The organism is Natronococcus pandeyae, from assembly GCF_008122205.1.
Taxonomy (GTDB): domain Archaea; phylum Halobacteriota; class Halobacteria; order Halobacteriales; family Natrialbaceae; genus Natronococcus; species Natronococcus pandeyae.
In genome coordinates, this window is sequence record NZ_PHNJ01000004.1 from 101,320 (window position 1) to 122,537 (window position 21,218).

Annotated in this window: 23 protein-coding genes; 9 read left to right on the plus strand and 14 right to left on the minus strand. The window is 65.4% G+C overall.

Going from position 1 to position 21,218, the window contains the following annotated elements; genetic code table 11:
- The first annotated feature begins 64 nt into the window (after positions 1 to 64).
- Positions 65 to 475 carry a DUF7475 family protein gene (locus tag CV102_RS09400; protein ID WP_148857741.1) on the plus strand — a complete coding sequence of 137 codons (411 nt, stop codon included), beginning with the start codon at positions 65 to 67 and terminating at the stop codon, positions 473 to 475.
- A gap of 61 nt (positions 476 to 536) precedes the next feature.
- Here CV102_RS09400 and CV102_RS09405 read toward each other — a convergent pair whose 3' ends face one another.
- Complete coding sequence (locus tag CV102_RS09405; RefSeq protein WP_148857742.1) at positions 537 to 1,658, minus strand: pyridoxal phosphate-dependent aminotransferase; 1,122 nt, start codon at positions 1,656 to 1,658, stop codon at positions 537 to 539.
- Between the two features lie 152 nt (positions 1,659 to 1,810).
- Between CV102_RS09405 and CV102_RS09410 the strand changes: the two genes are divergently transcribed.
- Positions 1,811 to 2,467, plus strand: a complete 657-nt coding sequence (locus CV102_RS09410) for a DUF6517 family protein (RefSeq protein ID WP_148857743.1) — start codon at positions 1,811 to 1,813, stop codon at positions 2,465 to 2,467.
- Between the two features lie 140 nt (positions 2,468 to 2,607).
- Here CV102_RS09410 and CV102_RS09415 read toward each other — a convergent pair whose 3' ends face one another.
- The 6 genes from CV102_RS09415 to CV102_RS09440 all read right to left on the minus strand — a co-directional run bounded on the left by CV102_RS09415 (position 2,608) and on the right by CV102_RS09440 (position 7,582).
- The gene (locus CV102_RS09415; RefSeq protein WP_148857744.1) at positions 2,608 to 2,841 is read right to left on the minus strand and encodes a hypothetical protein; all 234 of its coding nucleotides are present in this window, start codon (positions 2,839 to 2,841) and stop codon (positions 2,608 to 2,610) included.
- 113 nt (positions 2,842 to 2,954) lie between these two features.
- Positions 2,955 to 3,266, minus strand: a complete 312-nt coding sequence (locus tag CV102_RS09420; RefSeq protein WP_148857745.1) for a ferredoxin family protein — start codon at positions 3,264 to 3,266, stop codon at positions 2,955 to 2,957.
- Between the two features lies 1 nt (position 3,267).
- On the minus strand, positions 3,268 to 4,623 hold the full coding sequence (locus CV102_RS09425; protein ID WP_148857746.1) for an FAD-dependent oxidoreductase: 1,356 nt from the start codon (positions 4,621 to 4,623) through the stop codon (positions 3,268 to 3,270).
- Entirely contained in the window at positions 4,620 to 5,645 is a 1,026-nt protein-coding gene (locus CV102_RS09430) for an electron transfer flavoprotein subunit alpha/FixB family protein (RefSeq protein WP_148857747.1), read from the minus strand. Before CV102_RS09430 ends, CV102_RS09425 begins: the two co-directional genes overlap by 4 nt.
- The gene (locus CV102_RS09435) at positions 5,642 to 6,418 is read right to left on the minus strand and encodes an electron transfer flavoprotein subunit beta/FixA family protein (protein ID WP_148857748.1); all 777 of its coding nucleotides are present in this window, start codon (positions 6,416 to 6,418) and stop codon (positions 5,642 to 5,644) included. The genes CV102_RS09430 and CV102_RS09435 overlap by 4 nt, the downstream gene beginning before the upstream one ends.
- 147 nt (positions 6,419 to 6,565) lie before the next feature.
- A complete protein-coding gene (locus CV102_RS09440) occupies positions 6,566 to 7,582 on the minus strand; it encodes a P-loop NTPase (protein WP_148857749.1) in 1,017 nt (338 codons plus the stop codon).
- Positions 7,583 to 7,746: 164 nt separating this feature from the next.
- Between CV102_RS09440 and CV102_RS09445 the strand changes: the two genes are divergently transcribed.
- Entirely contained in the window at positions 7,747 to 8,370 is a 624-nt protein-coding gene (locus tag CV102_RS09445) for a helix-turn-helix domain-containing protein (protein ID WP_148857750.1), read from the plus strand.
- A gap of 100 nt (positions 8,371 to 8,470) precedes the next feature.
- Positions 8,471 to 9,127, plus strand: a complete 657-nt coding sequence (locus CV102_RS09450) for a helix-turn-helix domain-containing protein (protein ID WP_148857751.1) — start codon at positions 8,471 to 8,473, stop codon at positions 9,125 to 9,127.
- A gap of 47 nt (positions 9,128 to 9,174) precedes the next feature.
- Here the strand turns inward: CV102_RS09450 and CV102_RS09455 are convergent, their stop codons facing one another.
- The 3 genes from CV102_RS09455 to CV102_RS09465 are packed head-to-tail and all read right to left on the minus strand — an operon-like array spanning position 9,175 to position 11,855.
- Positions 9,175 to 9,825, minus strand: a complete 651-nt coding sequence (locus CV102_RS09455) for a hypothetical protein (RefSeq protein ID WP_148857752.1) — start codon at positions 9,823 to 9,825, stop codon at positions 9,175 to 9,177.
- Positions 9,822 to 10,274 (minus strand): hypothetical protein, encoded by a 453-nt coding sequence (locus CV102_RS09460; protein ID WP_148857753.1) that lies wholly within the window; start codon positions 10,272 to 10,274, stop codon positions 9,822 to 9,824. The genes CV102_RS09455 and CV102_RS09460 overlap by 4 nt, the downstream gene beginning before the upstream one ends.
- Positions 10,275 to 10,280: 6 nt before the next feature.
- Positions 10,281 to 11,855, minus strand: coding sequence for an ethylbenzene dehydrogenase-related protein (locus CV102_RS09465; RefSeq protein ID WP_233710659.1), 1,575 nt, complete (start codon positions 11,853 to 11,855; stop codon positions 10,281 to 10,283).
- Positions 11,856 to 12,052: 197 nt separating this feature from the next.
- Between CV102_RS09465 and CV102_RS09470 the strand changes: the two genes are divergently transcribed.
- From CV102_RS09470 to CV102_RS09480, 3 genes are read left to right on the plus strand one after another with little or no spacing between them, the layout of a single operon-like run.
- A complete protein-coding gene (locus tag CV102_RS09470) occupies positions 12,053 to 13,363 on the plus strand; it encodes a 4Fe-4S ferredoxin N-terminal domain-containing protein (protein ID WP_148857754.1) in 1,311 nt (436 codons plus the stop codon).
- The gene (gene nrfD / locus CV102_RS09475) at positions 13,360 to 14,748 is read left to right on the plus strand and encodes an NrfD/PsrC family molybdoenzyme membrane anchor subunit (RefSeq protein ID WP_233710660.1); all 1,389 of its coding nucleotides are present in this window, start codon (positions 13,360 to 13,362) and stop codon (positions 14,746 to 14,748) included. Before CV102_RS09470 ends, nrfD begins: the two co-directional genes overlap by 4 nt.
- Positions 14,748 to 14,957: a hypothetical protein gene (locus CV102_RS09480; RefSeq protein WP_148857755.1), complete on the plus strand. Its 210-nt coding sequence runs from the start codon at positions 14,748 to 14,750 to the stop codon at positions 14,955 to 14,957. Before nrfD ends, CV102_RS09480 begins: the two co-directional genes overlap by 1 nt.
- Before the next feature lie 178 nt (positions 14,958 to 15,135).
- Here the strand turns inward: CV102_RS09480 and CV102_RS09485 are convergent, their stop codons facing one another.
- The 4 genes from CV102_RS09485 to CV102_RS09500 all read right to left on the minus strand — a co-directional run bounded on the left by CV102_RS09485 (position 15,136) and on the right by CV102_RS09500 (position 19,456).
- Complete coding sequence (locus CV102_RS09485; protein WP_148857756.1) at positions 15,136 to 15,459, minus strand: hypothetical protein; 324 nt, start codon at positions 15,457 to 15,459, stop codon at positions 15,136 to 15,138.
- Between the two features lie 181 nt (positions 15,460 to 15,640).
- A complete protein-coding gene (locus CV102_RS09490; RefSeq protein WP_148857757.1) occupies positions 15,641 to 16,018 on the minus strand; it encodes a helix-turn-helix domain-containing protein in 378 nt (125 codons plus the stop codon).
- A gap of 817 nt (positions 16,019 to 16,835) precedes the next feature.
- Positions 16,836 to 17,702, minus strand: a complete 867-nt coding sequence (locus tag CV102_RS09495) for a 2-oxoacid:ferredoxin oxidoreductase subunit beta (protein WP_148857758.1) — start codon at positions 17,700 to 17,702, stop codon at positions 16,836 to 16,838.
- The gene (locus tag CV102_RS09500; protein ID WP_148857759.1) at positions 17,702 to 19,456 is read right to left on the minus strand and encodes a 2-oxoacid:acceptor oxidoreductase subunit alpha; all 1,755 of its coding nucleotides are present in this window, start codon (positions 19,454 to 19,456) and stop codon (positions 17,702 to 17,704) included. The genes CV102_RS09495 and CV102_RS09500 overlap by 1 nt, the downstream gene beginning before the upstream one ends.
- A 158-nt stretch (positions 19,457 to 19,614) precedes the next feature.
- Between CV102_RS09500 and CV102_RS09505 the strand changes: the two genes are divergently transcribed.
- Positions 19,615 to 20,283: an FAD-dependent oxidoreductase gene (locus CV102_RS09505; protein ID WP_148857760.1), complete on the plus strand. Its 669-nt coding sequence runs from the start codon at positions 19,615 to 19,617 to the stop codon at positions 20,281 to 20,283.
- A gap of 58 nt (positions 20,284 to 20,341) precedes the next feature.
- Positions 20,342 to 21,142 (plus strand): alpha/beta fold hydrolase, encoded by an 801-nt coding sequence (locus CV102_RS09510; protein WP_148857761.1) that lies wholly within the window; start codon positions 20,342 to 20,344, stop codon positions 21,140 to 21,142.
- Positions 21,143 to 21,218: the final 76 nt, after the last annotated feature.

Consider the following 21,218-nt stretch of genomic DNA (forward strand, 5'->3'; position numbering starts at 1 on the left):
ATCCTCTCTCGTTTCGAGTAGCACACCAGAACACTTTTTCTAGAGTTCGTCTGATATTGCAGGCATGTGTGCAAATCGCACAATAAGGGAAGAGTCACTTTTCGATCGTCCCTCGAGTCCGGTCGGCTACGTTGCCATCATCATGGCAGTCGTCACCGGGGTCCTCCATCTGATAGCCTCGACGAACGCGATCGAGATGAGTCTGGTCCTAGCCGTTCTCTTTATTCTCAACGGACTGGGATTCATCGGCGGAACGATCCTGTACGTCACGCGGTACTGGAAACGGTGGTTGTTCCTCGTTGCCGCACTCTATGCAGTCGTCACGATCCTGGCGCTCTTTCCCGTACAGGGGTGGGGCATGGAAGCGTTCTACATGGACGGCAGTCTCAATCCGATCGCGGTAGTCACGAAAGCCGCCGAAGCCATCCTCGCGATCTGTGCACTCTATCTGTACGCGGCGACGGGTGAACAATAGGGGGAGACGCGTTCCGTCGCACAGCGGCCCGTCGGAACGAAACTTTCGGTTCCCTCTCCGGCTACCGAACCGCCCGCGTCGCGTCGTCGATAATCTCGAGCGCCTCCTTCAACTCGTCCATCCCCGTCGCGTAGGAGAGGCGGGCGTAGCCCTCACCGTTCGCGCCGAAGGCGTCGCCGGGGACGACGATCACGTCCCGGTCGAGGACCTCCTCACACCAGCCGTCGGGAACCTTCGGCATGACGTAGAACGCCCCGGAGGGCGTCGGAACCTCGAGACCGGCGTCGACGAGGCCGTCGACGACGACGTCGCGTCGCTCCTCGAAGGCGTCGACCATCTCCCGAACCGGCTCCTGCGGCCCAGTTATCGCGGCCTCGGCGGCGTACTGTGCAGGTGCCGAGGCGCAGGCCTGGGCGTACTGGTGAACCCGAAGCATGCGCTCGATCCGGCGGTTCGAGGCGACGACCCACCCCAGCCGCCAGCCCGTCATCGAGTAGGTCTTCGAGCAGGCGCTGACGACGACGACGTTGTCCGTCTGGGCGAACTCGAAGGGAGAGCGGTGCTCGCCGTCGAAGACGATGTGCTCGTACACCTCGTCGGTGAGACAGAGAACGTCGTGTTCGTCCGCGATACGAGCGAACTCGCGCATGTCCTCTTCGCTCTGGACGGCTCCAGTCGGATTCGCCGGGCTGTTGACGACGAAGACGGCCGTCTCGTCGGTGATGGCCTCCTCGACCGCCGCGGGATCGAGGGTGAGGTCCTCGCGCAGTCCGACCGGCTTCGGCGTCCCGCCGGCGATCCGGGTCAGCGCATCGTAGGAAACGAAGCCCGGATCCGGGAAGATAACCTCCTGGCCTGGATCGACGTGGGCCTCGAGCACCAGGTGGAGCGCCTCGCTGCCGCCCGACGTGGCGATGATATCCGCGGGATCGACGTCGATCTCGTAGTCGCGGTCGTACTTGTTCGCGATCGCCTCGCGAAGCGATCTGGTCCCCTTGTTCGACGTGTACGCGTCGGTCCGCTCGGCCTCGATGGCTTCGATCGCGCCGCGGCGGGCGTGGTCGGGCGTCGGAAAGTCCGGCTGTCCGATTCCGAGATTGATCGCGTCCTCACTCGCGGCCTCGAATACCTCTCGAATACCGCTGATCGACACCTGCTCGACCCGGGCTGCAAACTCCGTCATAGCTAAACGGGTGTGGGCGATCCCGATAACTCTTGATGTGTGATCGCTTTGCACGGCCCGGATCCGCCGCCGCGAACGAGCCGCGTCGGCGGTTGTCTACCGGCCCGAACGAGTCACAACAAATATACGTCCGCTACGGCACCACTGTGGTGATGACGACCTCTCGACGATCGCTTCTCGCTACGGGGGCGACCGGTGCACTCGCGGTCACGGCCGGCTGTCTGGACGCCGTATTCGGCGGTGAACCGCTCGAGTTCGACGCCGATCGCGTCGCTCCGACGGATGCAGCACTCGCAGACACCGACTACGAAGTACACGAGACCGACCAGCGATCGGTCGAACGAACGATCAGCGTCGGCGTCGACCGCCAGATCCGCGGCTCGTTCTGGAGTTCGACCTACACGAAACGACGCGAATACGAGGGAGAAATGCATGACGCGAGCCTGTTCGCCGCGATTTCGTTACCGGGGATGAAAGCCGTCGGTCACTCCCTCAATCCGCTCGACGGGATGTCGAGCAAGGAGCTTCTCGAAGAGATTCTCGAGCGAGTCGACGGGACGTACGGCTCGATCGAGAACGTCACCCACGAGGACTCGTTCTCACTCGAGATCCTCGAGGCGGGCCGGGAGGTAGACGTCTTCGTCGGCGAGACGGAGTTCGCGGGCGAGCGCGTCGAGATCGACGTCACGATCGCGTCGTTCGATCACGAGGACGATCTCATCGTCCTGGTCGGGAGCCACCCTGACCTGCTCGCCGAGGAGTCGGCGAATCTCGAACTGTTGATGGAATCCGTCGAGCATCCGGTGTGAGCGAGTTCGACACGCGCCAGACCCGTCGATATCCTGTCTTTCCGTTCGAACGGTCTTTCGTCCCGCCGTCGGTCAGGGCTCGAAAAACGAGTCGTCGTCTCTCGGTTCGCCGGCGACGCGATCACTGGCTCGAACCACCGTTAGGTTCTGGCTTCGACGACGCGCGTCTTGCCAGTTCGCGGATCGATGTGCACTCGCCACGTCCCGTCGTCGCTCGTCGCGGGAACGATCCACGTCGAGCGCGTGCGGTGGGGCATCGACGTCGCGACCGACTCGTGACCGGCGTCCGTGAGCGTATCGTAGGCGAGCACCGCCGCTTCTTCTTTGGTCCTGATCTCGGTCGTGTCGTCCCGGGTGGTGAGTGGGTCTGGCATGGGCCCTCTATGTATAGTGTGAGTCTCTCACACTCAAGAATCGGGGCGGCGGTTCCCGAGGGCTGGGAACGGTGCGGATCGGTACAGCCGTCGGGTTCCGGTCGTTGCACGCGTCAGCCGTGTTTGAACGTCATCCCGCCTCCGGTCTTCGGGTACTCCCAGACGACGTTGTCGTACCCGCAGGCGAATCGACAACTCGAGCACTCGAGGCAGTTCTCGTAGGCGATCTGCGGGACGCCGTCCTCGCCCTCGCGCCAGACGTTTGCCGGACAGACTTTGACACAGTCGTTCGTCTCGCACTCGGCACAGACCTCAGGCACCTTCACGTCGAGGTGCGAGTCGCCGGGGTCGTCGTACCTGACGGTGTAGAGTCGGTCTTCGAGCGAGTCGTTCTCGATCTGTTGGGTTGGGGAGTCGGCGCTCATCTCAGGTCACCACCTTTCGGTACCGCAGGGCCAGTTTCGCGGCGCCGGTCCACCCGCCGAGGGCGTCGAGCACCACGTCCTTTGCGTCGTCAGCGTGGACTTCTTTCGGCTGTCGGTCCATCCGGAAGTACTCCGTCCCGGCGTCGGCGAACGCCCGCGGAAGCTCCTCGAACAGCAGGTCGCGGTCGGCCTCGACCGCGTCCATCAGCCACGCGTACCGTTCCAGGTTCTGCACGACGAACGATTGCTCGAGCGCTTCCGGATACGCCCGCAGCGCGGCGGCGTCGGTTCGTCCACGGTCGGCCGCACGGGCGATCGCCCTGGCGGCGTGGTAGCCGCTCTCGACGGCCATGTTCGTCCCCTCGAGGTGGACGCCGTTGTTGAGCACCAGTCCGGCCGCGTCGCCGACGATGACCCCGCCGTCGTGGACGAGGTCGGGGACGCTCTCGGCACCGCCCTCGGGGATGGTCTTCGCGCTGTACTCGACGGTCCGGGCGTCCCGGACCAGCGGGGCGACGGCCGGGTGGGTCTTGAACGCGTTCAGCGTCTCCTCGGGCGACTGGTCGGCAGCGACGGCGTCCTCGATCCGGTAGGCGACGCCGACGCTCACCGTCTCCTCGTTGGTGTAGATGAACCCGCCGCCGAAGGCGTCGCCGACGGCGCCCTCGCCGAAGTAGTGGTAGGAAACGCCGGCGTCGTCGACCAACCGGAACCGGTCCTCGATGACGCCCTCCCGGTCGGGGAACTCGAGCACCTCCTTCACCGCGACGGCGACGTTCTCCCGGCTCTCGGTCGGCTTGAGGTTCGCGCCCTCGCTGACCAGCGAGTTGCCGCCTTCGGCGAGGACGACGTAGGGCGCCCTGATCGTTCCGTCCGGTCGGTCGGTCTCCACGCCGACGATGCGACCCCGCTCGCGGACCAGTCCGGTGACGGTCGTCTCCGTCACCAGCGTCGCGCCCGCCTCGACAGCCTGTTCGGCGAACCACTCGTCGAACTCTCCGCGCAACACGGTGTAGGAGTCGTTGTGTGGCTCCCGGTGCCACTCGCCCGGCCGCAGCGAGACGGCGGTCTCGTCGTCCCGGCTCAGCATGCTGAACCGGCGCTCGGCGACGTAGCGCTCGAGCGGGGCGTCGTCGAACTCCGTCAGTTCGCGGATCGTCGGCGTGTAGAGGACGCCGCCGAAGACGTTCTTCGCCCCCGGCGAGGACCCCCGTTCGACGATCAGCACCTCGAGGCCGCGACTGGCCATCGTCAGCGCCGCGGCGCTGCCGGCCAGCCCCGCGCCGACGACGATCGCGTCGAACTGGTCGTCGTAGTTCGGCGCCGCTCGCGTCTCAGTGTCGAGTTCTGGTGTCATCCTGTTACCTCCTGGATCGGTTCGCCCTCGAGCCGATCGGCCAGCGCCGGACAGACCTCGAAGAGGTCGCCCACGATGCCGTAGTCGGCGTGCTCGAAGATCGGTGCGTTCGGGTCGTCGTTGATCGCCACGACCGTGCCGCTCTTGTTCATCCCCTCCACGTGCTGGATCGCACCGCTGATGCCGACCGCGACGTACAGGTCGGGCCTGACGGTCTTGCCCGTCTGTCCGACCTGTCGGGCGCCGTCGACCCACCCCTCGTCGACCGCCGCGCGACTCGCCGCGAGTTCGGCGTCCAGGGCTTCGGCGAGTCGCCGTGCTGGCTCGAGGTCGCCCTCGACCCCGCGACCGACGGCGACGATCCGCTCGGCCTCGGTGATGTCGGCGGTGTCGCCGACCTCGCGCTCGAGCACCTCGCTGATCGCGTCGGCTTCGTCGACGACGACGTCGACGCTCACGACGTCCCCGTCGGCGACCCGCTCGGGGTCGGGGGCGGCTGCCTCAAAGACGCCCGGTCGGATCGTCGCCATCTGCGGGCGGTGCTCCTCGCAGAGGATCGTCGCGAGCACGTCGCCGCCGAACGCCGGGCGGCGAGCCTGCAGGATCCCCTCGTCGTCGACGTCGAGTTCAGTGACGTCGGCGGTGAGCCCGGCATGGGCGGGGACGGCGACTCGGCCCGCGAAGTCCCGGCCCGTGTGGGTGCCGCCGATCAACACGATCGAGGGTTTGCGCTCCTCGACCATCGCGCGGAACTGTTCGCCGTACGGGTCCGCCCGGTAGGGCTCGAAGACCGGGTCGTCGGCCACGAGGACCCGATCGGCGCCGCGGGCGAGCGCCTCGTCGGCCACCGTCTCGAGGCCCTCCCCGATCGCCAGCGCCACGAGGTCGTCGCCGGTCGTCTCGGTCAGCTTCGCCGCCTCCGCGAGCAACTCCCAGGAGACGGGCATGACTTCGCCGCCGTGCTCCTCGACGAACACCCAGACGTCCTCGTACTCGCCGACGTCGACCGCGTCATCGCTCATGCTCTCACCTCCGCGATCGGCTCGAGCAAGCCGTCGACCTCGTCGACCACCTCGCCCTTTCGCTCGACCGGATCGACGGTCTCCATCCGGCCGACCGAGGTCGGCGAGACGTCGAGTCCGACCTCGTCTTCGATTCCCAGCGCCTCGGCGTCCCAGACCGTCGGCTCGAAGTCGTTCTCGCCGTAGATCTTGCGGTGGAGGGGAGCCGGCCGGGGATCGAACTCGCCGAACGCGACGGCGACGACGACCGGCAGCTCGGCGGCGACGAGTTCGTAACCTCCCTCGACGTCGCGTCTGGCGGCGAGTCGCCCCTCCTCGGGCCGGGCGTCGACCGCCTCGGCGTAGGTCAACTGCGCCCAGCCGTTGTGCGCCGCGATTCCCGGCGGCACCTGCCCCGTCGAGGAGTCTGTGGTCTCCTCGCCGCAGACGACGACGTCGGCCTCGAGCGCCTCGGCCGCGCGGGCGAGCGTGAGACTCGTCGGCCACGTGTCGCTGCCCGCGAAGGCCCGATCGGAGATCAGGACCGCGTCGTCACTGCCCATCGCGACGGCCTCCTCGAGGACGCTCGTCGCGTTCGGCGGCCCCATCGTCATCGCGATCACCTCGCCGCCGACCTGATCGCGGATCGTCAGGGCCGCCTCGAGCGCGTGCCGATCGGGCCCGTTCATCACTGCGGGTGCGCTCGCTCTGTCGAGCCGTCCCGTGTCGGGGTCGATACCGACCTCGTCGGCGTCGGGCACCTGTTTGACTCCGACAGCGATTGTCCATGTCATACTCTCATCACATGCGGCTATTGACGCGGCAGACAGGTGAGCTACTGCGATCCTTCTAATCGAATGGGAACGACCTTCACACGTCAATACGATTATAACGAGGTCAGAGCCGCGCCGTCGCCCCGGGGCTGGCGCCGATGCGACGACTCACGCGAACTGGCGGTCGGCGACGGAGCGGCGGTTCACGGCCCCGATGCGATCGATGACCGAGACCGCGAGCTCCCGAAACGGCGACCGCTCGAGCACACTCGCCCCTTCGGTCTCGCGAACGAACGGCTCGTCCGCTCGCTCGTCGCTTGCCGTCGGGAGCGTGCTCCGATCGAGCGGGACGGTTCCGAGGTGTGGACAGTCGAGTGCAGCGGGACGCCTGGCAGGCTCGTCGCCGTCGGACTCGCCGGTGTCGACGGTTTCGACCGCGCCGATTACCGCCGCCCCGAGCGCGTTCAGTTCCTGAACGGCCGTCCGGGGGAGCGAGGAGTCGGTCGCGACCGGTGAGACCGCTATTGCCCCGTCGATCGGGATCTGCTCGGCGACGGCCGCCGTGCTCCGGCCGGTCCCCCGCGGGAGGCGGACGAGCAGGTAATCGAGCGATCCCCACTCGAGCGACTCGACGACGGCCGGGAGGACGAGTTCGAGGACCACCGCCCCCTTCAGCAGCGCGTCGCCGGTCGGAACGGCGGGTTCGAGTCGAACGACCGAAATCCCCTCGACGGCGGGCGGTTCGATCGGGTCGACCGAGAGGTCGGGCCTGGCGACGCGCTCGAGCCACGTCTTCCGATCGGCGTCGAGGCCGACGTCGAACACGCCCACGCGAGCGCCGATCGACGCGAGTGCCGCGGCCAGGTTCGCCGTGAGGAGCGACGTTTCGGCGTCGGGTTCGGCCGTTCCGATTGCGATCGTGTTTTTCACGTCGGGGAAGACGCCGCCGGTGCTCGTATCAGCGTAGACTCGAGGCTCGAGGCCGATCCCTTGACAGAGCGCACGGATCTCGTCACACATGGTCCACTCCGCCGGCGACAGCGGAGCGTTGAACGCCAGCGAGACGGTGGCGACGCCGTCGTCGACGCGGACGTCCGTCATGAGGCCCAGTGAAACGATATCTGTGCCCAACTCCGGATCCTCGACCTGGCGAAGTCGATCCTGCAAGTGACGTGTCGTATCCATTCTCTCACCAGGGTCTCCCCTCTCGCGTGGAGATTGTCACGAGACGCCGAAAGCGACGCCCACGATTCCCAGGATATGAAACGCGGCGTGAACACGTTCAGACCGTCCCCACAGAGTAAGAATCTGCTTCCGGTTATACCGACGTGGCCATGGGAGTAACACGTATGTCAGTCACATCCGCCCAGCAACCGGCAGGGAGTCCGGAACGGTCGCCGCTCCGGGTGACCCTCGAGGTCGAACCCGCCGGAACGGCCGACTGCCGGGTCGTGTCGGAGGCGCCGGACGCCGCGTCGGTCACGCAGAGTCTCACCGGTGGCGGGGACTGTCACAGCGAAGTCACGGTCGTCGACGACGGCGAGTACGAGCGGTCCTACGTGTCGTCACAGACCACGACGGCCTGTGTCTGTGGAACCGTCAGCCAGTACGACTGCGTGTTCGACGTCACCGGCGTCAAAAACGGCTCACTCGTCGTCTCGATCGTCGTCGAGGACCGGGCGCTGCTCAGCGAGATCGTCTCGGCGCTCGAAGAAACCGGTGCGACGGTCCGACTGCGACGCCTATCATATCAGTCGGACGACAAGAACCCGACGCTCGAGATCGACGCGGCCGATATCACGGCCAAACAGCGCGAGGCCGTGGAATTGGCGATTGAGCTCGGCTACTACGACCGACCGCGGAACGCGACGCTGACCGATCTGGCGGAGTCGCTCGGCATCTCGAAGTCGGCGGTCTCCCAGCGGCTCAACGCCGTGGAATTAACCCTGATACGCTCCTTTGTGACGAACTGACCGGGACGCGACGCTCGGCGCGCTCGCGGCGAAGCGACGTTCCCGGACCGTGGCAGTTAGCTATTCTTTTTATATGGACCCCTCCCGTTTGCGTATCACGATGTTGCAAGAAGGTGTGGCGAACGACGAACGAATCGGGGGGCATTTTCAAGCGATATTCACGATCGAACCGCATCCCGAAGCCGACTGCACGCTGCTCGCGTCCGGTTCACGGGGGGAGGACGTGAGTCAGAACATCGTCTGTCAGGGGGACGACTGCGACGGCTGCGAGTGTCGATCGACGGTGCAACTCGAGGGCGACGCCGGCGTACGATTCGTCGGCGGACCCGTTCACGACCGGTGTATCTGTCCGGTCTTTCGATCCCACGAGTATGTCGCGTCGATCGAGCGTGTCGAGCACGGATCGCTCGAGGTCGAACTCACGGTCCTCGACCGCGCAACGCTCGAGACGATCGTGGACGGGTTGCGGGCGACCGGAGCGACGGTCCGACTGCGACGGATCACCGCCCCGTGCGGAGAAAGCGAGGAATCATGGATCGAAATCGAGGCCAGCGGTATCACGGCTAAACAGCGCGAGGCCGTCCTCATCGCCGTCGAAGAGGGATACTACGAAACGCCGCGGCGGGCCGATCTCGAGGATTTGGCCGACGCGCTCGACGTCTCGAAGTCGGCGGTCTCCCAGCGGCTCTCGGCGGTCGAATCGAACCTGATCACGTCGCTGTTCGAACGGGAGTCCGGGATGGCATTCGCTCGGTGAGTCCGCGAGCCAAGCCGAGTCGAATCGGTCGCTCAGGCACCATCCGCTCACACACTGTCACCGGAGGACGCAGGCGAGCGCCCACCGGCTGTGGACGACGGCTGCCCCGCCCAGAAGCCGAGCGTGAACGCCGCAACGAACGTCGCCGGACCGAGATACGGCACTCCGATCGGGGCGCCGGTCAGTAAGAAGTGACCCTCGAGCACCGGCTCGAGGAGGGCGCCCGACCGCCACTCGAGGAGTACGAATCCGGTCGGGACGACCGGAACGGCGAGCGCGAGTCGGATGAGCGCACGACGCCGCGTCGCGGTGGCACAGCCGGCGACGAACGTCGCGACGAGAAGCGACGCGACGAAGGCCTGGCGGTACTCGTATCCGTTGATCGCCGCGCCGTCGGTTCCGATCGTCATCGCGAGTATGCGGGCGTAGAGCGGGACGGCGACGATCGTCCCGACGGCGAGGGCGACGAGCTGGCGACGCGAGGGTGGCCACCGCGGTGCTCGAAGCGCAAACAGCCCGGCGGCGATCGCGAGCAGCCCGAACGCGGAAAGCATCGCGTGAAACAGGGGGAGAAATCCCCAGCCGGTCCCCGGGTAGATCGTGACCGCGCCCAGCCAGGCCGGGTTCGCGAGTGATACCGACCCTGCCGCGACGAGCGCGAGTCCGATCGCGCGGTCGGCGTCGACGCGCCTTTTCATGAGTTGGCTCTCGGAGAGTCGCATCGAGACGACGGCCCGTCGTTCGTTTGCTCGCCTTGCTCCGCCTCCGGCTCCTTGCTGGCGCTACTGGCCGCGGTATCCAGCTCGAACAGTTCGAGCATCGCGGCGACCGTCTCGGCGTCGACGTCGTCGTCCCGACAGAGCGCCGCCGCCGGCTCCACCAGGAGCCGGCCCGTGATCCTCGTCGCGACGGCCTCGACGATCCGCTCCTGTTCGGCGGACAGTTCACCGTCGTCACCGAGTTCCCGTCTGGCCCGGTCGACCGCCGCCCGCCTCGTTTCGGCGGCGAACCGTCGCAGCCGTTCGAGCGCCAGCGCTCGGCGACAGTCCGCGCACATCGAATCACACCGTCCGTCGCGGCCGTCCCGCGGTGTCGTCGCTTGCGATCCGGACGGCTCGCACTCGAGTCGCTCGATCGGGATCGTCATCGTCGATCACCGGCGCGGATCTTCGCCGATCTCCTTCCCTAGGACCATCGCGGCCATCCGGCGGGGGTTCTCGTGGACGTCCCAGATCGACATCTCGTTGTTCCGGGTCGGGATGTAGCCGCGGTGCTCCTTGCTGGTGAGCCACGTCCAGTCGACCATTCCCGGGTAGATCAGCGGGATCGTGTACTCCTCGATCTCGTCCCAGTCCGGTTCGCCCTCGATTTGGATCGCGTGAAAGTCGGCGTCCGTTCCGCGACCGAGTCCCATCTTGTAGGGATAGGCGACCCAGTGCCAGCGCGCGTTGTAGCCGTGGTGGATGGCGGGCATCCAGTCGTAGACCTCGCCCGGCTCGAGCTGTTTCGTATCCTCCGGGTGATCGGTCTCCAGATCACGCCACATTTCGACGGTCCACTCGCCCGCGTCGTCGTCGTGGATACCGCGGGCTCGCCAGTCGGCGGCGCTGCCCTCCGGTTCCTGGAGCGGCCGCCGCGGAATCGCCGCCCCCTCCTGCTCGGCCACCTCGGGGTCGAACTCGACCATCCAGTCCTCGTGGAGGTAGTACGGCTCGTACTCGCCCAGCCACTCGTCGCTCTCCGAGTAGAAGAGGTCCTGGCGGTAGTCGGCTTCTCGGAGTCGCTCGATGTCGAGTGCGCCGTCCTCGACGATCTCGGGGTCGAACATGTACTCCGGGCCGTCCGCTTCGTCCCAGTCTTGCGTCCCGAACGTGTTGTCGCCCTCGTCGCCGTGGCGGTAGTCGAGAATGTGGTGGTCGGTACCGTACTCCATCGGGTTGCTCCGGTGAGCTCGGAACATCGGCAGGTCGACGAAGACGCCGTCTTCTTTCAACTCATCGAGTTCCTCCTGGGGCCTGACGGCGTCCCACGGCGTGCTCTCCCACCACTCGCCCTCGCGCGACTGCGGAAGGTACTTCCGGATGTCGTTACGTCCGAGTCCGTCGTCGCCGAAGTGGGGGTCGCTCTCGACTTCCTCGGCGCTCGCTTCTCCGGGGAGGCTTCGCGTCCCCATGTGGACCGTCATCCACCCGCCGAAGTTCTCGAATCCCTCGACGGAGCCGTCGTCCAGCAGGAACGTGACGCGGTCCTCGTAGAACCCCCTGTGATCGGGGTGATCACCGTCGGCGACCCACGGATCCGGACTCAGGTACTGGGTCCACTCCCCGTCCTCGTAGACGATGTAGTCGTGGAGCCAGCCGCCGCGATCCGGTTGCTCCCAGTTGAACCGGAAGAAGAACTGCTCGCTGTTGAACGCCATCTTGACGTTCAGGTTCTTGATGATCTGTTTCGGGACCCAGTCCAGTTTGAAGTTCTCGATTTCGGCGTAGTCGATCCCGTCCTCGTCGGCGGCCGCCCGGTCCGGGTCGTCGCTGAAGAGTCCGAGACAGCCCGCGTTCGCTCCCATCACTGCCGTCGCACCCATCGCTTTCAGGAACCGTCGCCGGAGCGGTTTCGGGGTTCCGCCGGGAAGCGTCGGTTTCCCGTCCAGCACCGTCCCCGCTTCGTCTGCCGGAACGTCGACCCTGTCGTCGTCCGCCCCGTCCGACTGATTACGGTCTGTCGTCATACTCGAGCGTTCTCACCCGTCGGGGATTCGAATTGTTCTGGAGTATACAGCGATTTTTAAGCTCCTGGGTTTTATTCTCCGGGACAACTCGGATATTATCTCTCGGGTTTTCGCTCGAGCACTTAAACTACTGTACATTCCACAAGCAGTCCTACCCGGTGGCCTGCTCGAGTATCACCTATGAGGAGGGTATCCAGATGAGTTCGGGCAGTGATCCGCCGCGTCGCAGCGGTACGAACGGCGATGAGACGGCGGGATCGGGCCTCGAGGCGGGCGGTGACGCCGACGCGGAGGCGGTGGGGTCGGAGATGCCCGATCTCGGCGACCAGTGGACGGTCGACGACCTCGACGAGGACTGGGAGCGCCGAGCAGTCGAGATGCTCGAGGACGTCGACTTCGACACGGAACTCGGCGTCGAACTCTCGCGGGACGCGTTGCGACTCGCGCAGGGCGAACTCACGAGAGCCGAGTTCAACGAGAAACATCACGACGACGTTTACGAGGAGTTCGGCGTCGACGAGCGCCCGACGACCGAGGCCGGCGGCATCGAGTACGAGTCTTCGACTCGAACGGCGACCTCGAGCGCAGACGGGTCCCCCCTCCCGAGCGTTCCCGAAACCGACTCGAGGCCGGTCCCCTCGCGTCGAGGAATCCTCAAGTCGGCTGGTGCGGCGGCCGCGGTCGGGATGACGGCGGGACTCGCAGGCTGTCTCGACGGCGCCGCGCAGTCGACTACCGCGGACGCAACTAGCGGCGAGGACGGCAACGACGTCCAGCTGGGGATGGCGATCGACATGAATCACTGTATCGCCTGCCTGAAGTGCGTCGAAGCCTGTAAGCAGGAGAACGACACGGATCGGGGAACGCACTGGATGCACGTCTTCCGGTACGAGGAAGACGAGTTCGGCGACGTGACGGAAGAGTACATGCCGCGGCCGTGCCAGCACTGCTCGGAGCCGTCCTGTACGTACGTTTGCCCGACCCAGGCCCGGCACAAGCGGTCCAAAGACGGCCTCGTGCTCACGGATTACGACACCTGCATCGGCTGCAAGTACTGCGAGGTCGCGTGCCCGTATGGCGTCAACTTCCTCGGGAAGGGCGAGCCGACCGACAAGTCGCCCGGGTTTACCGGCTCGGCGACCGACGAGCGCGGCGAGACCGTCGGCGGGCCGCCGCCGACGGGCGTCATGGGCAAGTGTACGTTCTGCGTCCACCGCCAGGACGACTCCGCACAGCGCGGCACCACCGCCTGCGAGGACGACTGTCCGGTCGACGCGATCCACTTCGGGGACATGAACGATCCGGAGAGCGATCCTCGAGCGTACCTCCGGGAGAACGACGAGGAGTCGCGGTTCAGCCTGCTCGACCAGCAGGGAACCGAGCCGAACGTCGTCTATCTCGGTACCGAACCCACGAAAGACGCCGAACCGGTCGACGGGCCCTACACTTACGAGGATCTCGATATGGAGACGCTCGCAGAGTCCCAGAACGGAGGTGACGGCGAGTGAGTCTCGACGGAAAAACCGGCGCGGATCGCGTGTTGCAGCCGCTGACCAGCGCGACGAAAGGGCACTTCGTGCTGCTGGCGCTGCTGGCGCTCGGGACGCTCTGGATGCTGTTCGCCTGGTTCGTGCAATTGCGCGGCGGGCTCATGCACACGACGTCCCTGGGCGACTGGGGCGTCTCTGGGGGCGTCCCCTGGGGCCTGTACATCGGCGCGTTCGTCTGGTGGATCGGCATCGCCCACGGCGGGATCGCCATTTCCGCCGCGGTCCGCGTCTTCAAACTCGAGCGGTTCGCACCGATCGCCCGGATCGCCGAGGTCCTGACGGTGCTCGCGCTCGGCATGGCGGCGACGAGTATCGTGTTCAGCCTCGGCCGACCTGACCGAATCTTCAACACGATCGTCCAGTGGCCGTTTACGGTCCACCACTCGCCGCTGGCCTGGGACATCGCCGTCATCACGCTCTACCTCGTGTTGACGCTGACGTATCTCACGCTCTCGCTCAGAGACGAGATCTACGAGATCAGAGACCGGCTACCGTACTGGCTCGATCCGATCTACGCGGTCATCCTGATCGGGTACAGGCCCGAGGAGAGCGAGAAAGTCGAGCAGCTGCTGTGGTGGCTCGCCGTCGCCATCCTCGCGCTGGTGCCGTTGCTCTCCGGCGGAGTCGTGCCGTGGCTGTTCGGCCTCATCGCCGCCCAGCCGGGCTGGTTCGGCGCGGCCGCCGGGCCGTCAATGCTGATCGAATCGCTGACCAGCGCCATGGCGTTCGTCGTCGTGACGATCGCCATTTTCCGGTTCGCCTACGGCTGGGAGGACTTCATCCGGGACGCCATCTTCAGGGATCTCTCGAAGGTGCTCGCGCTCCTGACGCTCGCGACCCTCTGGTTCGTCGTCCACGACGTCCTCACGGGCGCGTACCTCGCACCCCACCACGTCGGCGACATCACGGCGACGATGGTCAGTCTGCCGTTCTTCTGGATCGCCGTCCTCGGTCTCGGCGCCGCCTTCATCTACCTCGTCGCCCAGCTTCTGCGTCCGAGCCTGTTCAGCGTGGGGCGACTCACCATCGCATCCGCTGTCATCGCGATTTCGATTCTCAACAAGAAGGTGATGTTCATCGTCGAAGGACTGATGCACCCGTCGATACCGCCGCTGACGAACCTCTACCCCGCCGGATTCTACTTCCCTAACTGGGTGGAGTGGTCGCTCGTCCTCGGTACCATCGTCGTCGTCGGCCTCGGCTTCGTCGTCATCGGCAAGATAATTCCGATGGTCGAACTCGAGGTGGTCGACGACGACGAGACGACGCCCAGGATGGGTGATCCACCCCTGACCGACGACTCGAGCGAAGATGCAACCCGACCAGACACGGAGGTCAACTGATGCACACCACGACACACATCGGCCTGCTCGTGATCTTCGGGGTCGTCCTGCTCCCGGTGTACGTGATGTTCGCCGGCTGGCTCGTCGGACGACCGCGCGAGTACCGGACGGTCGCACTGACCGTCGGCTACATGATCGGCTTCACCGTGCTGATCGTCGCCGGACTTGCGGTTACGGGACTGGTAATTTCGTTGATCACGACGGTCTGATCGCCGAGTCCGGCACCGTCGATCGCGCAGATCGACGGTTCGGTGTCCGCTCTCACCTCGAGCGAACGCCTCCCCGCACTTTTCGTTCGTCCGCAGACGACGTTCCGCTCGTGTTGGCCACGAAGACGCACGAACCGACGGTGACGGCCAGCGGCGACGAAAGACGCCCAAAAAACGTTCAAACTGTCCGAACTCGCTCGAGCAGCGCCTCGACCGCCCGCTCCGCTGCCGCCCCCTCGAACGTGGCGACCGTCCCGCCCTCGCCGTCGGGCACGTGCACGACAGTGACGTCCTCGAACTGGTGGACCGTCCCGGCGTGGGACCCGAACGGCTCGTCACTCAGTGTTTGACCGGTAACCGACTGGATGACCTCGAGCGTTCCGTCTCGAGGGCCGTCGGCCTGGAGCTGTTCGCTCATCCGTTCGATCTCCACGCCGTCCGGCCCGTACCTGACCACGGCGCGCGGTTCCGGCTGGGTGTCGCTGGTCGATTGCTCGGCCATACGGATCGATGAGTCACCAGCACCGTGGCAGTTTCGCCGGTTCCCGGGTTCCGGTGCTGACCGATACGCCCATCTCCTGCCGACATTGCGCCCTCGCGATGCTCGCGACAGTTTTGCTTTCGCAAGAATTCGTGGTGACCGACCGCCGATTCCCGCCCTCGATTCCGACCACGACCGGCCGCTACTCGCTGGCTTCCGGTACCGTCGACCGGGTCGCCGTTACGGCGGCCCGAACCAGCGTCGATTCGGCCGCGCGGAGCCGCTGGGAGACCGCCGACTTCGAGATCGACAGGTCGTCCGCGAGTTCGCTCAGTCCCACCGCGCGTGGGCTGTCGTAGTAGCCGCGGTCGAACGCCAGCTCGAGCGCCTCCCACTGCTTCGGCGTCACGTCGCTCAGGTCGACCCCGATAGCGCCGCGTCGCGGGTCTTTCACCTCGAGCGTTTCCGGCCGGACCGTCGCACCGACGTCGTCGATACAGGAGAGGACCTCGCGGGTCGAATCGATGTCCGAGACGACCATCGAGACCCTGAGCTGGTCCGCCGATGACGTGTCACTCATTCGTCCCACCCCGTCCAGAGACCGTTTGTAACGTGTATTCGCTTCCGCGGTCCGGCGGCCACGTGTCCGGTTGACCCGTCCGCTCCGATCTTGGCGGTCCGCCTCGAGCGCGTCGCTCGGCTCGAGACGGGTTGACCCGTCTCGGGCCTCCTCGCGACGGCCCCCTGTCGGCGATAATCACACTCGTTCCCATAGGTGGTCGTTGGTTCGCTACGGTCCTCGGCTTCCCGCTAAATAATACAGCCGTTTATATTGCGCTCGAGGGACGTTCGACGCCGACCGCGTCGCTTCGACGGATGGGGCACTCGCGGACACCGACTACGAAGCACACGAGACCGACCAGCGATCGGTCGAACAAACGATCAGCGTCAGCGTCGAACCGCTCTTTTGCGGACGTGTTTTGGCGCGAGCGTTACCAGTACCAATACTGAATAAAGAAACCGTCTTGCCAATTACTGTTACCTACGTGCGCTTCCCTGACGTTATCAGTTCGGTGTCTTCCGGGGGCGCAATAGCAGTCGCTCGTGGGTAGTAGAAGTGACGGGGTAGGTCAACAACGGGAAGCACGCGTGGAAACCACGCATGCCGAAAGGTGGCTGCTGACCGTGCCGTCTACTTGGTCTTCTCTCCTGTCGCTACAAAACACCTCCGGTACTCTGGTCTGTCAGGTATCGGGATAGTTGCGAAAATCGTTCTGCGAACGACGCGGTCCGTGCTGAACGACGTGCGGTTCTCCTCCCCGCGATGCGAGAGGCGGTCCTAGCCAACAGCAATGGCCTCGAGAAGACAAAAAACCGCACCGAAACTGCGTCCGTCGTCAGTAGAACTCGCGGACGAGGTCCATGGCGTCCTCGGGCGCGCCGTCCGGGATCTCGGACATGTCCTCGGTGACGCCGTGCTGTTCGTGGTACGGCACGGAGTTCTCGTTCTGGTACATCACGCCCTGGTACTCCTTCTCGCTGTCGAGGATGACCTTCTTGGCCGCCTCGTAGTCGTTCGCGTCGTGGTCTTCCTCCTCCTGGAGGTCGACCAGCGAGTCGCGGAAGTAGTCGTAGGTGTCGACGTCGTTGAACGTGACGCAGGGACTGAAGACGTTGACGAAGCCGAAGCCGTCGTGTTCGATCGCTTCCTGGACGATCTCCTGGTGGCGCAGCGCGTCCGACGCGAACGACTGTGCGATGAAGGTGGCGCCGGAGGCGAGTGCGAGCGCGAGCGGGTTGACCGGCGGCTGCTTCGGTCCTTCGGGGGTCGTCGAGGTCTCGAAGTCCGAGCGCGAGGTCGGCGACGCCTGTCCCTTCGTCAGCCCGTAGATCCGGTTGTCCATGACGATGTAGGACATGTCGACGTTCCGGCGGACGGCGTGGACGAAGTGACCGGCACCGATCGAGTAGCCGTCGCCGTCACCGCCGGCGACCATGACCTCGATGTCGGGGCGGGCCATCTTGACGCCGGTCCCGACCGGGAGCGCACGGCCGTGGACGCCGTGGAGGGCGTAGCTGTGCATATAGGTCCCGATCTTGCCGGAACAGCCGATCCCGGCCACCACGAAGGTGTTGTCGGGGTCGTTGCCGGTCTCGGCGAGGGCTTTCATCATACCGTTCATCGTCCCGAAGTCGCCGCAACCGGGACACCACGTGGGCTGCTTGTCGGATTTGAAGTCAGTGAATCGTACGTCGGAGCTCATTATGCTGGCACCTCCTCCGCGAGTTTGGTCGTAATCTCTTCGGCGAGTTCGTCCGCCTTGAAGCGGACGCCGGTGTACTTGTTGATGCGCTTCACGCGGGTAAGTACGTCGTGTTCGATGAGGTCTGCGAACTGTCCAGTCGCGTTACACTCGGCGACGATCACGTCGTCGGCGGCCTCGACCTCCTCGCTCAGGTCCGGTCGCGGGAAGATGTACGGTACCGAGATGACGCGGACGTCGACGCCTTCGTCCTCGAGGTAGTCGAGTGCTTCGACGAGCGCACCCTCGTTCGATCCCCACGAGATGACGAGGTTCTCCGCGTCGGAGTTTCCGAACTCGCGGTAGTCCCAGTCTTCCTCTTCTTTGGCCGTCTCGACCTTGCGGTTTCGCTTGTCGACTTGCTGGACGCGCTCGTCCTGTTCCTCGGTTCGGCGACCGAGCTCGTCGTGTTCGAGACCCGTACTCATGTGGGCGCCGTCGGTCGTCCCGGGGACCGCACGCGGACTGACGCCGTCCTCGGTGACGGCGTGGGCGCGGAACCGACCCTGGGCGTCGAGCCACTCGTCGATCTCGTCCTCGTCGACGAGTTTGCCGCGATCGATCTCGACCTCGTCCATGTCGAACGCCTCCGGCGGGAACGTCTGTTCGGTCACCGCGAGCGAGAGGTCGGCGACGACGTAGACCGGCGTCTGATACTGCTCGGCGAAGTTGAACGCCTCGACGGTCTTCCAGAAACACTCCGAGATGGTCGTCGGGGCGACGACGAACCGCGGAATCTCGCCGTGGCCGCCGTACAGCGTCATATTGAGGTCGCCCTGCTCCTGTTTCGTCGGCATCCCGGTCGAGGGGCCCGAGCGCATGACGTCGACGATGACCAGCGGCGTCTCGCTGGTCGCGACCAGTCCGAAGGTCTCGGCCATGAGGTCGATGCCGGGACCTGATGTCGCCGTCATCGAGCGCGCACCGCCGCGAGCGGCGCCGAGCGCCATGTTGATCGCCGACAGTTCGTCCTCGGCCTGAACGACGTGGCCGCCGAACTCCTCGAGTCGGCCCGTGAGATAGGTCATCACGTCCGTCGCCGGCGTGATCGGATAGCCTGCGTAGAACCGACAGCCGGCGGCGATCGCGCCCATCCCGATCGCCTCGTCACCGTTGAGCAGGACGTAATCGCTGTCGGTCGTCTCGAGATCGTAGCCGAGATGATCGACGTCGTAGTTCTCCTGGACGTACTCCTGTCCGAGTCGGGCGGCTTCCTTGTTGTTGTCGACGATCTTCGTCCCTTTGCCACCGAAGCGTTTCTCGAGTGCCTCGTCCAGGTACTCGACGTCGAAGTCGACGATCTCACACGCCGCGCCGAGCGCGACGGTGTTGCGCATGATCGAACCGCCGGCGTCCTCGGCGATCGACTTCAGCGGAACGTCGACGCCCTTGACGTGCTCGGGAATCTCAGCGTCCCAGGAGCGTTCGCCGTCGTAGATGACGGCGCTCCCCTCGTGGAGTTCGTCCAGGTTCTCGTCGATCGTTCGCTGAGTCAGTGCAACGAGGATGTCGAGTCGGTCGACGACGCTTTGGACCTCGTCGACTGATGTACGGATCTTGTAGGCGGTGTAGCCGCCACGGATCCGCGACGCGAAGTCTTTCGAGGTGAATACGTGTCGTCCGGCACGCGACAGTGCCTGAGCGAAGATCTTACCGGTGGAGTCGATGCCGTCGCCAGCTTCGCCTCCGATCGCCCAGTTGAGGTCCTCAGCCATGTTATGAAGCACCTTGCCCCCAGTAAATGAAAAGGCTTCTGAAACCCCCACCGAACTACTGACTCGTTCCCGAGTATATCGTTACTCGAGCCGGCCGTCACGGCTCCTCGCCGGTGCGAACGGAACTGCTTTTCACTCCGCCACTGGACTGTTTCGACATGGTCGATATAGAGGGGACGCCAGTCGCCGTCGAATCGGTACGCGAGGTCGGACCGGACACCGTCGCACTCGAACTCGAGACGCCGGACGAGTTCGACGCGCTTCCGGGACAGTTCGTCCTGCTTCGGGCCGTGCCGGGAGACGATACGGATGCCGACGAGGACGACGTCGTCGCGCGTCACTACACGCTCTCGTCGCCGTCGGTCGGGGACACCTTCGAGATCACGGTCGGCATCGACCCTGAGGGGGATCTCTCGCCGTGGCTCGCGGACCTCGAGGGCGGCGAGACCGTCCACGTCGACGGGCCGTTCGGCGAGATCACGTACGAGCGGGACCGGGACATCGTCGCCGTCGCGGGCGGACCGGGCGTCGGCCCCGCAGTTTCGATCGCCGAAGCAGCCCACGAGGCAGGTCACGAGGCGGTCGTCGTTTACCAGGACGACGAGCCGGCTCACGTCGACCGACTCGAGAATCTCGAGGACGAGGGGGTCACGGTCGTCTTCGTCGACGAGGACGACGGGGAGGAACTGGCCGACGCGATCGAGGCCCACCTCGAGGAGGGCCAGGTCTACGCCTTCGGCTTCCACGACTTCGTCACGTTCGTCGCAGAGACGATCGACGACGCGGGCGGCGATTCCGACGAGGCGCTGATCGAGAACTTCGGGTAGCGAGGCCGCAAAGGGGTCTGTCGACTATTTGCCCCTGGCCGTCGTGGACCCCTCTACTATGCCGTACAGCCAGTCCAACGGGGCGGATCTCTACTACGAAGATGCGGGTGACGGAACCACGATCGTCTTTTTGCACGGCGTCATGGCGAGTCACAGGTTCTTCGAGCCCCAACTGACCGCGCTCTCGAGCGAGTATCGAACGATCGGGATCGACTTCCGGGGACACGGGCGGTCGGAGAAGACGGAACTGGGGCACACGGTCGCACAGTACGCCCGCGACGTTCGCGCTTTCCTCGACCGACACGGCCTCGAGGACGTCGTTCTGGTCGGATGGTCGATGGGCGCGCTCGTCTCCTGGGACTACGTCGACCAGTTCGGCACCGAGGACGTTCGAGGACTGGTGGACGTCGACATGGAGGCCACGCGGTTTCGGTGGGACGACTACGAACACGGACTCACCGACCTGGACGGGCTCAAAACGACGCTCGGGCTGGCCCAGCGGGACCGTACGAGCCTCGTCGAACGCCTCGGGGAACAGCTGTACAAGGAACCGCCCGCGGCCGAAACGAGAACCATGCAGTTCGACGAACTCTCGCGCACGCCGGCGCCGATCAAGAGCGCGATTCTCTTCGATGCGCTCACACGTGATTACCGAGGCGTGCTCCCCGAAATCGACGTCCCGCTGCTGGCGTGCGCTGGCGCGGACGAAAAGCGGGGGACCGTGGCGTCGGTCAGACACGTCGCAGAGACCGTTCCGGAGGGGAGCTTCGAACTTTTCGAGGACAGCGGACACTGCCCGCCGCTCGAGGAACCCGACCGTTTCAACCGGGTGCTGAGCCGGTTCGTCGACTCGCTGTGACGAACGCGTCCTCGCTCGGACGCTCCGTCGGTGCGCCCACGGGGACTCGTCGGGAGTGTGCTGGACAATCATTCAC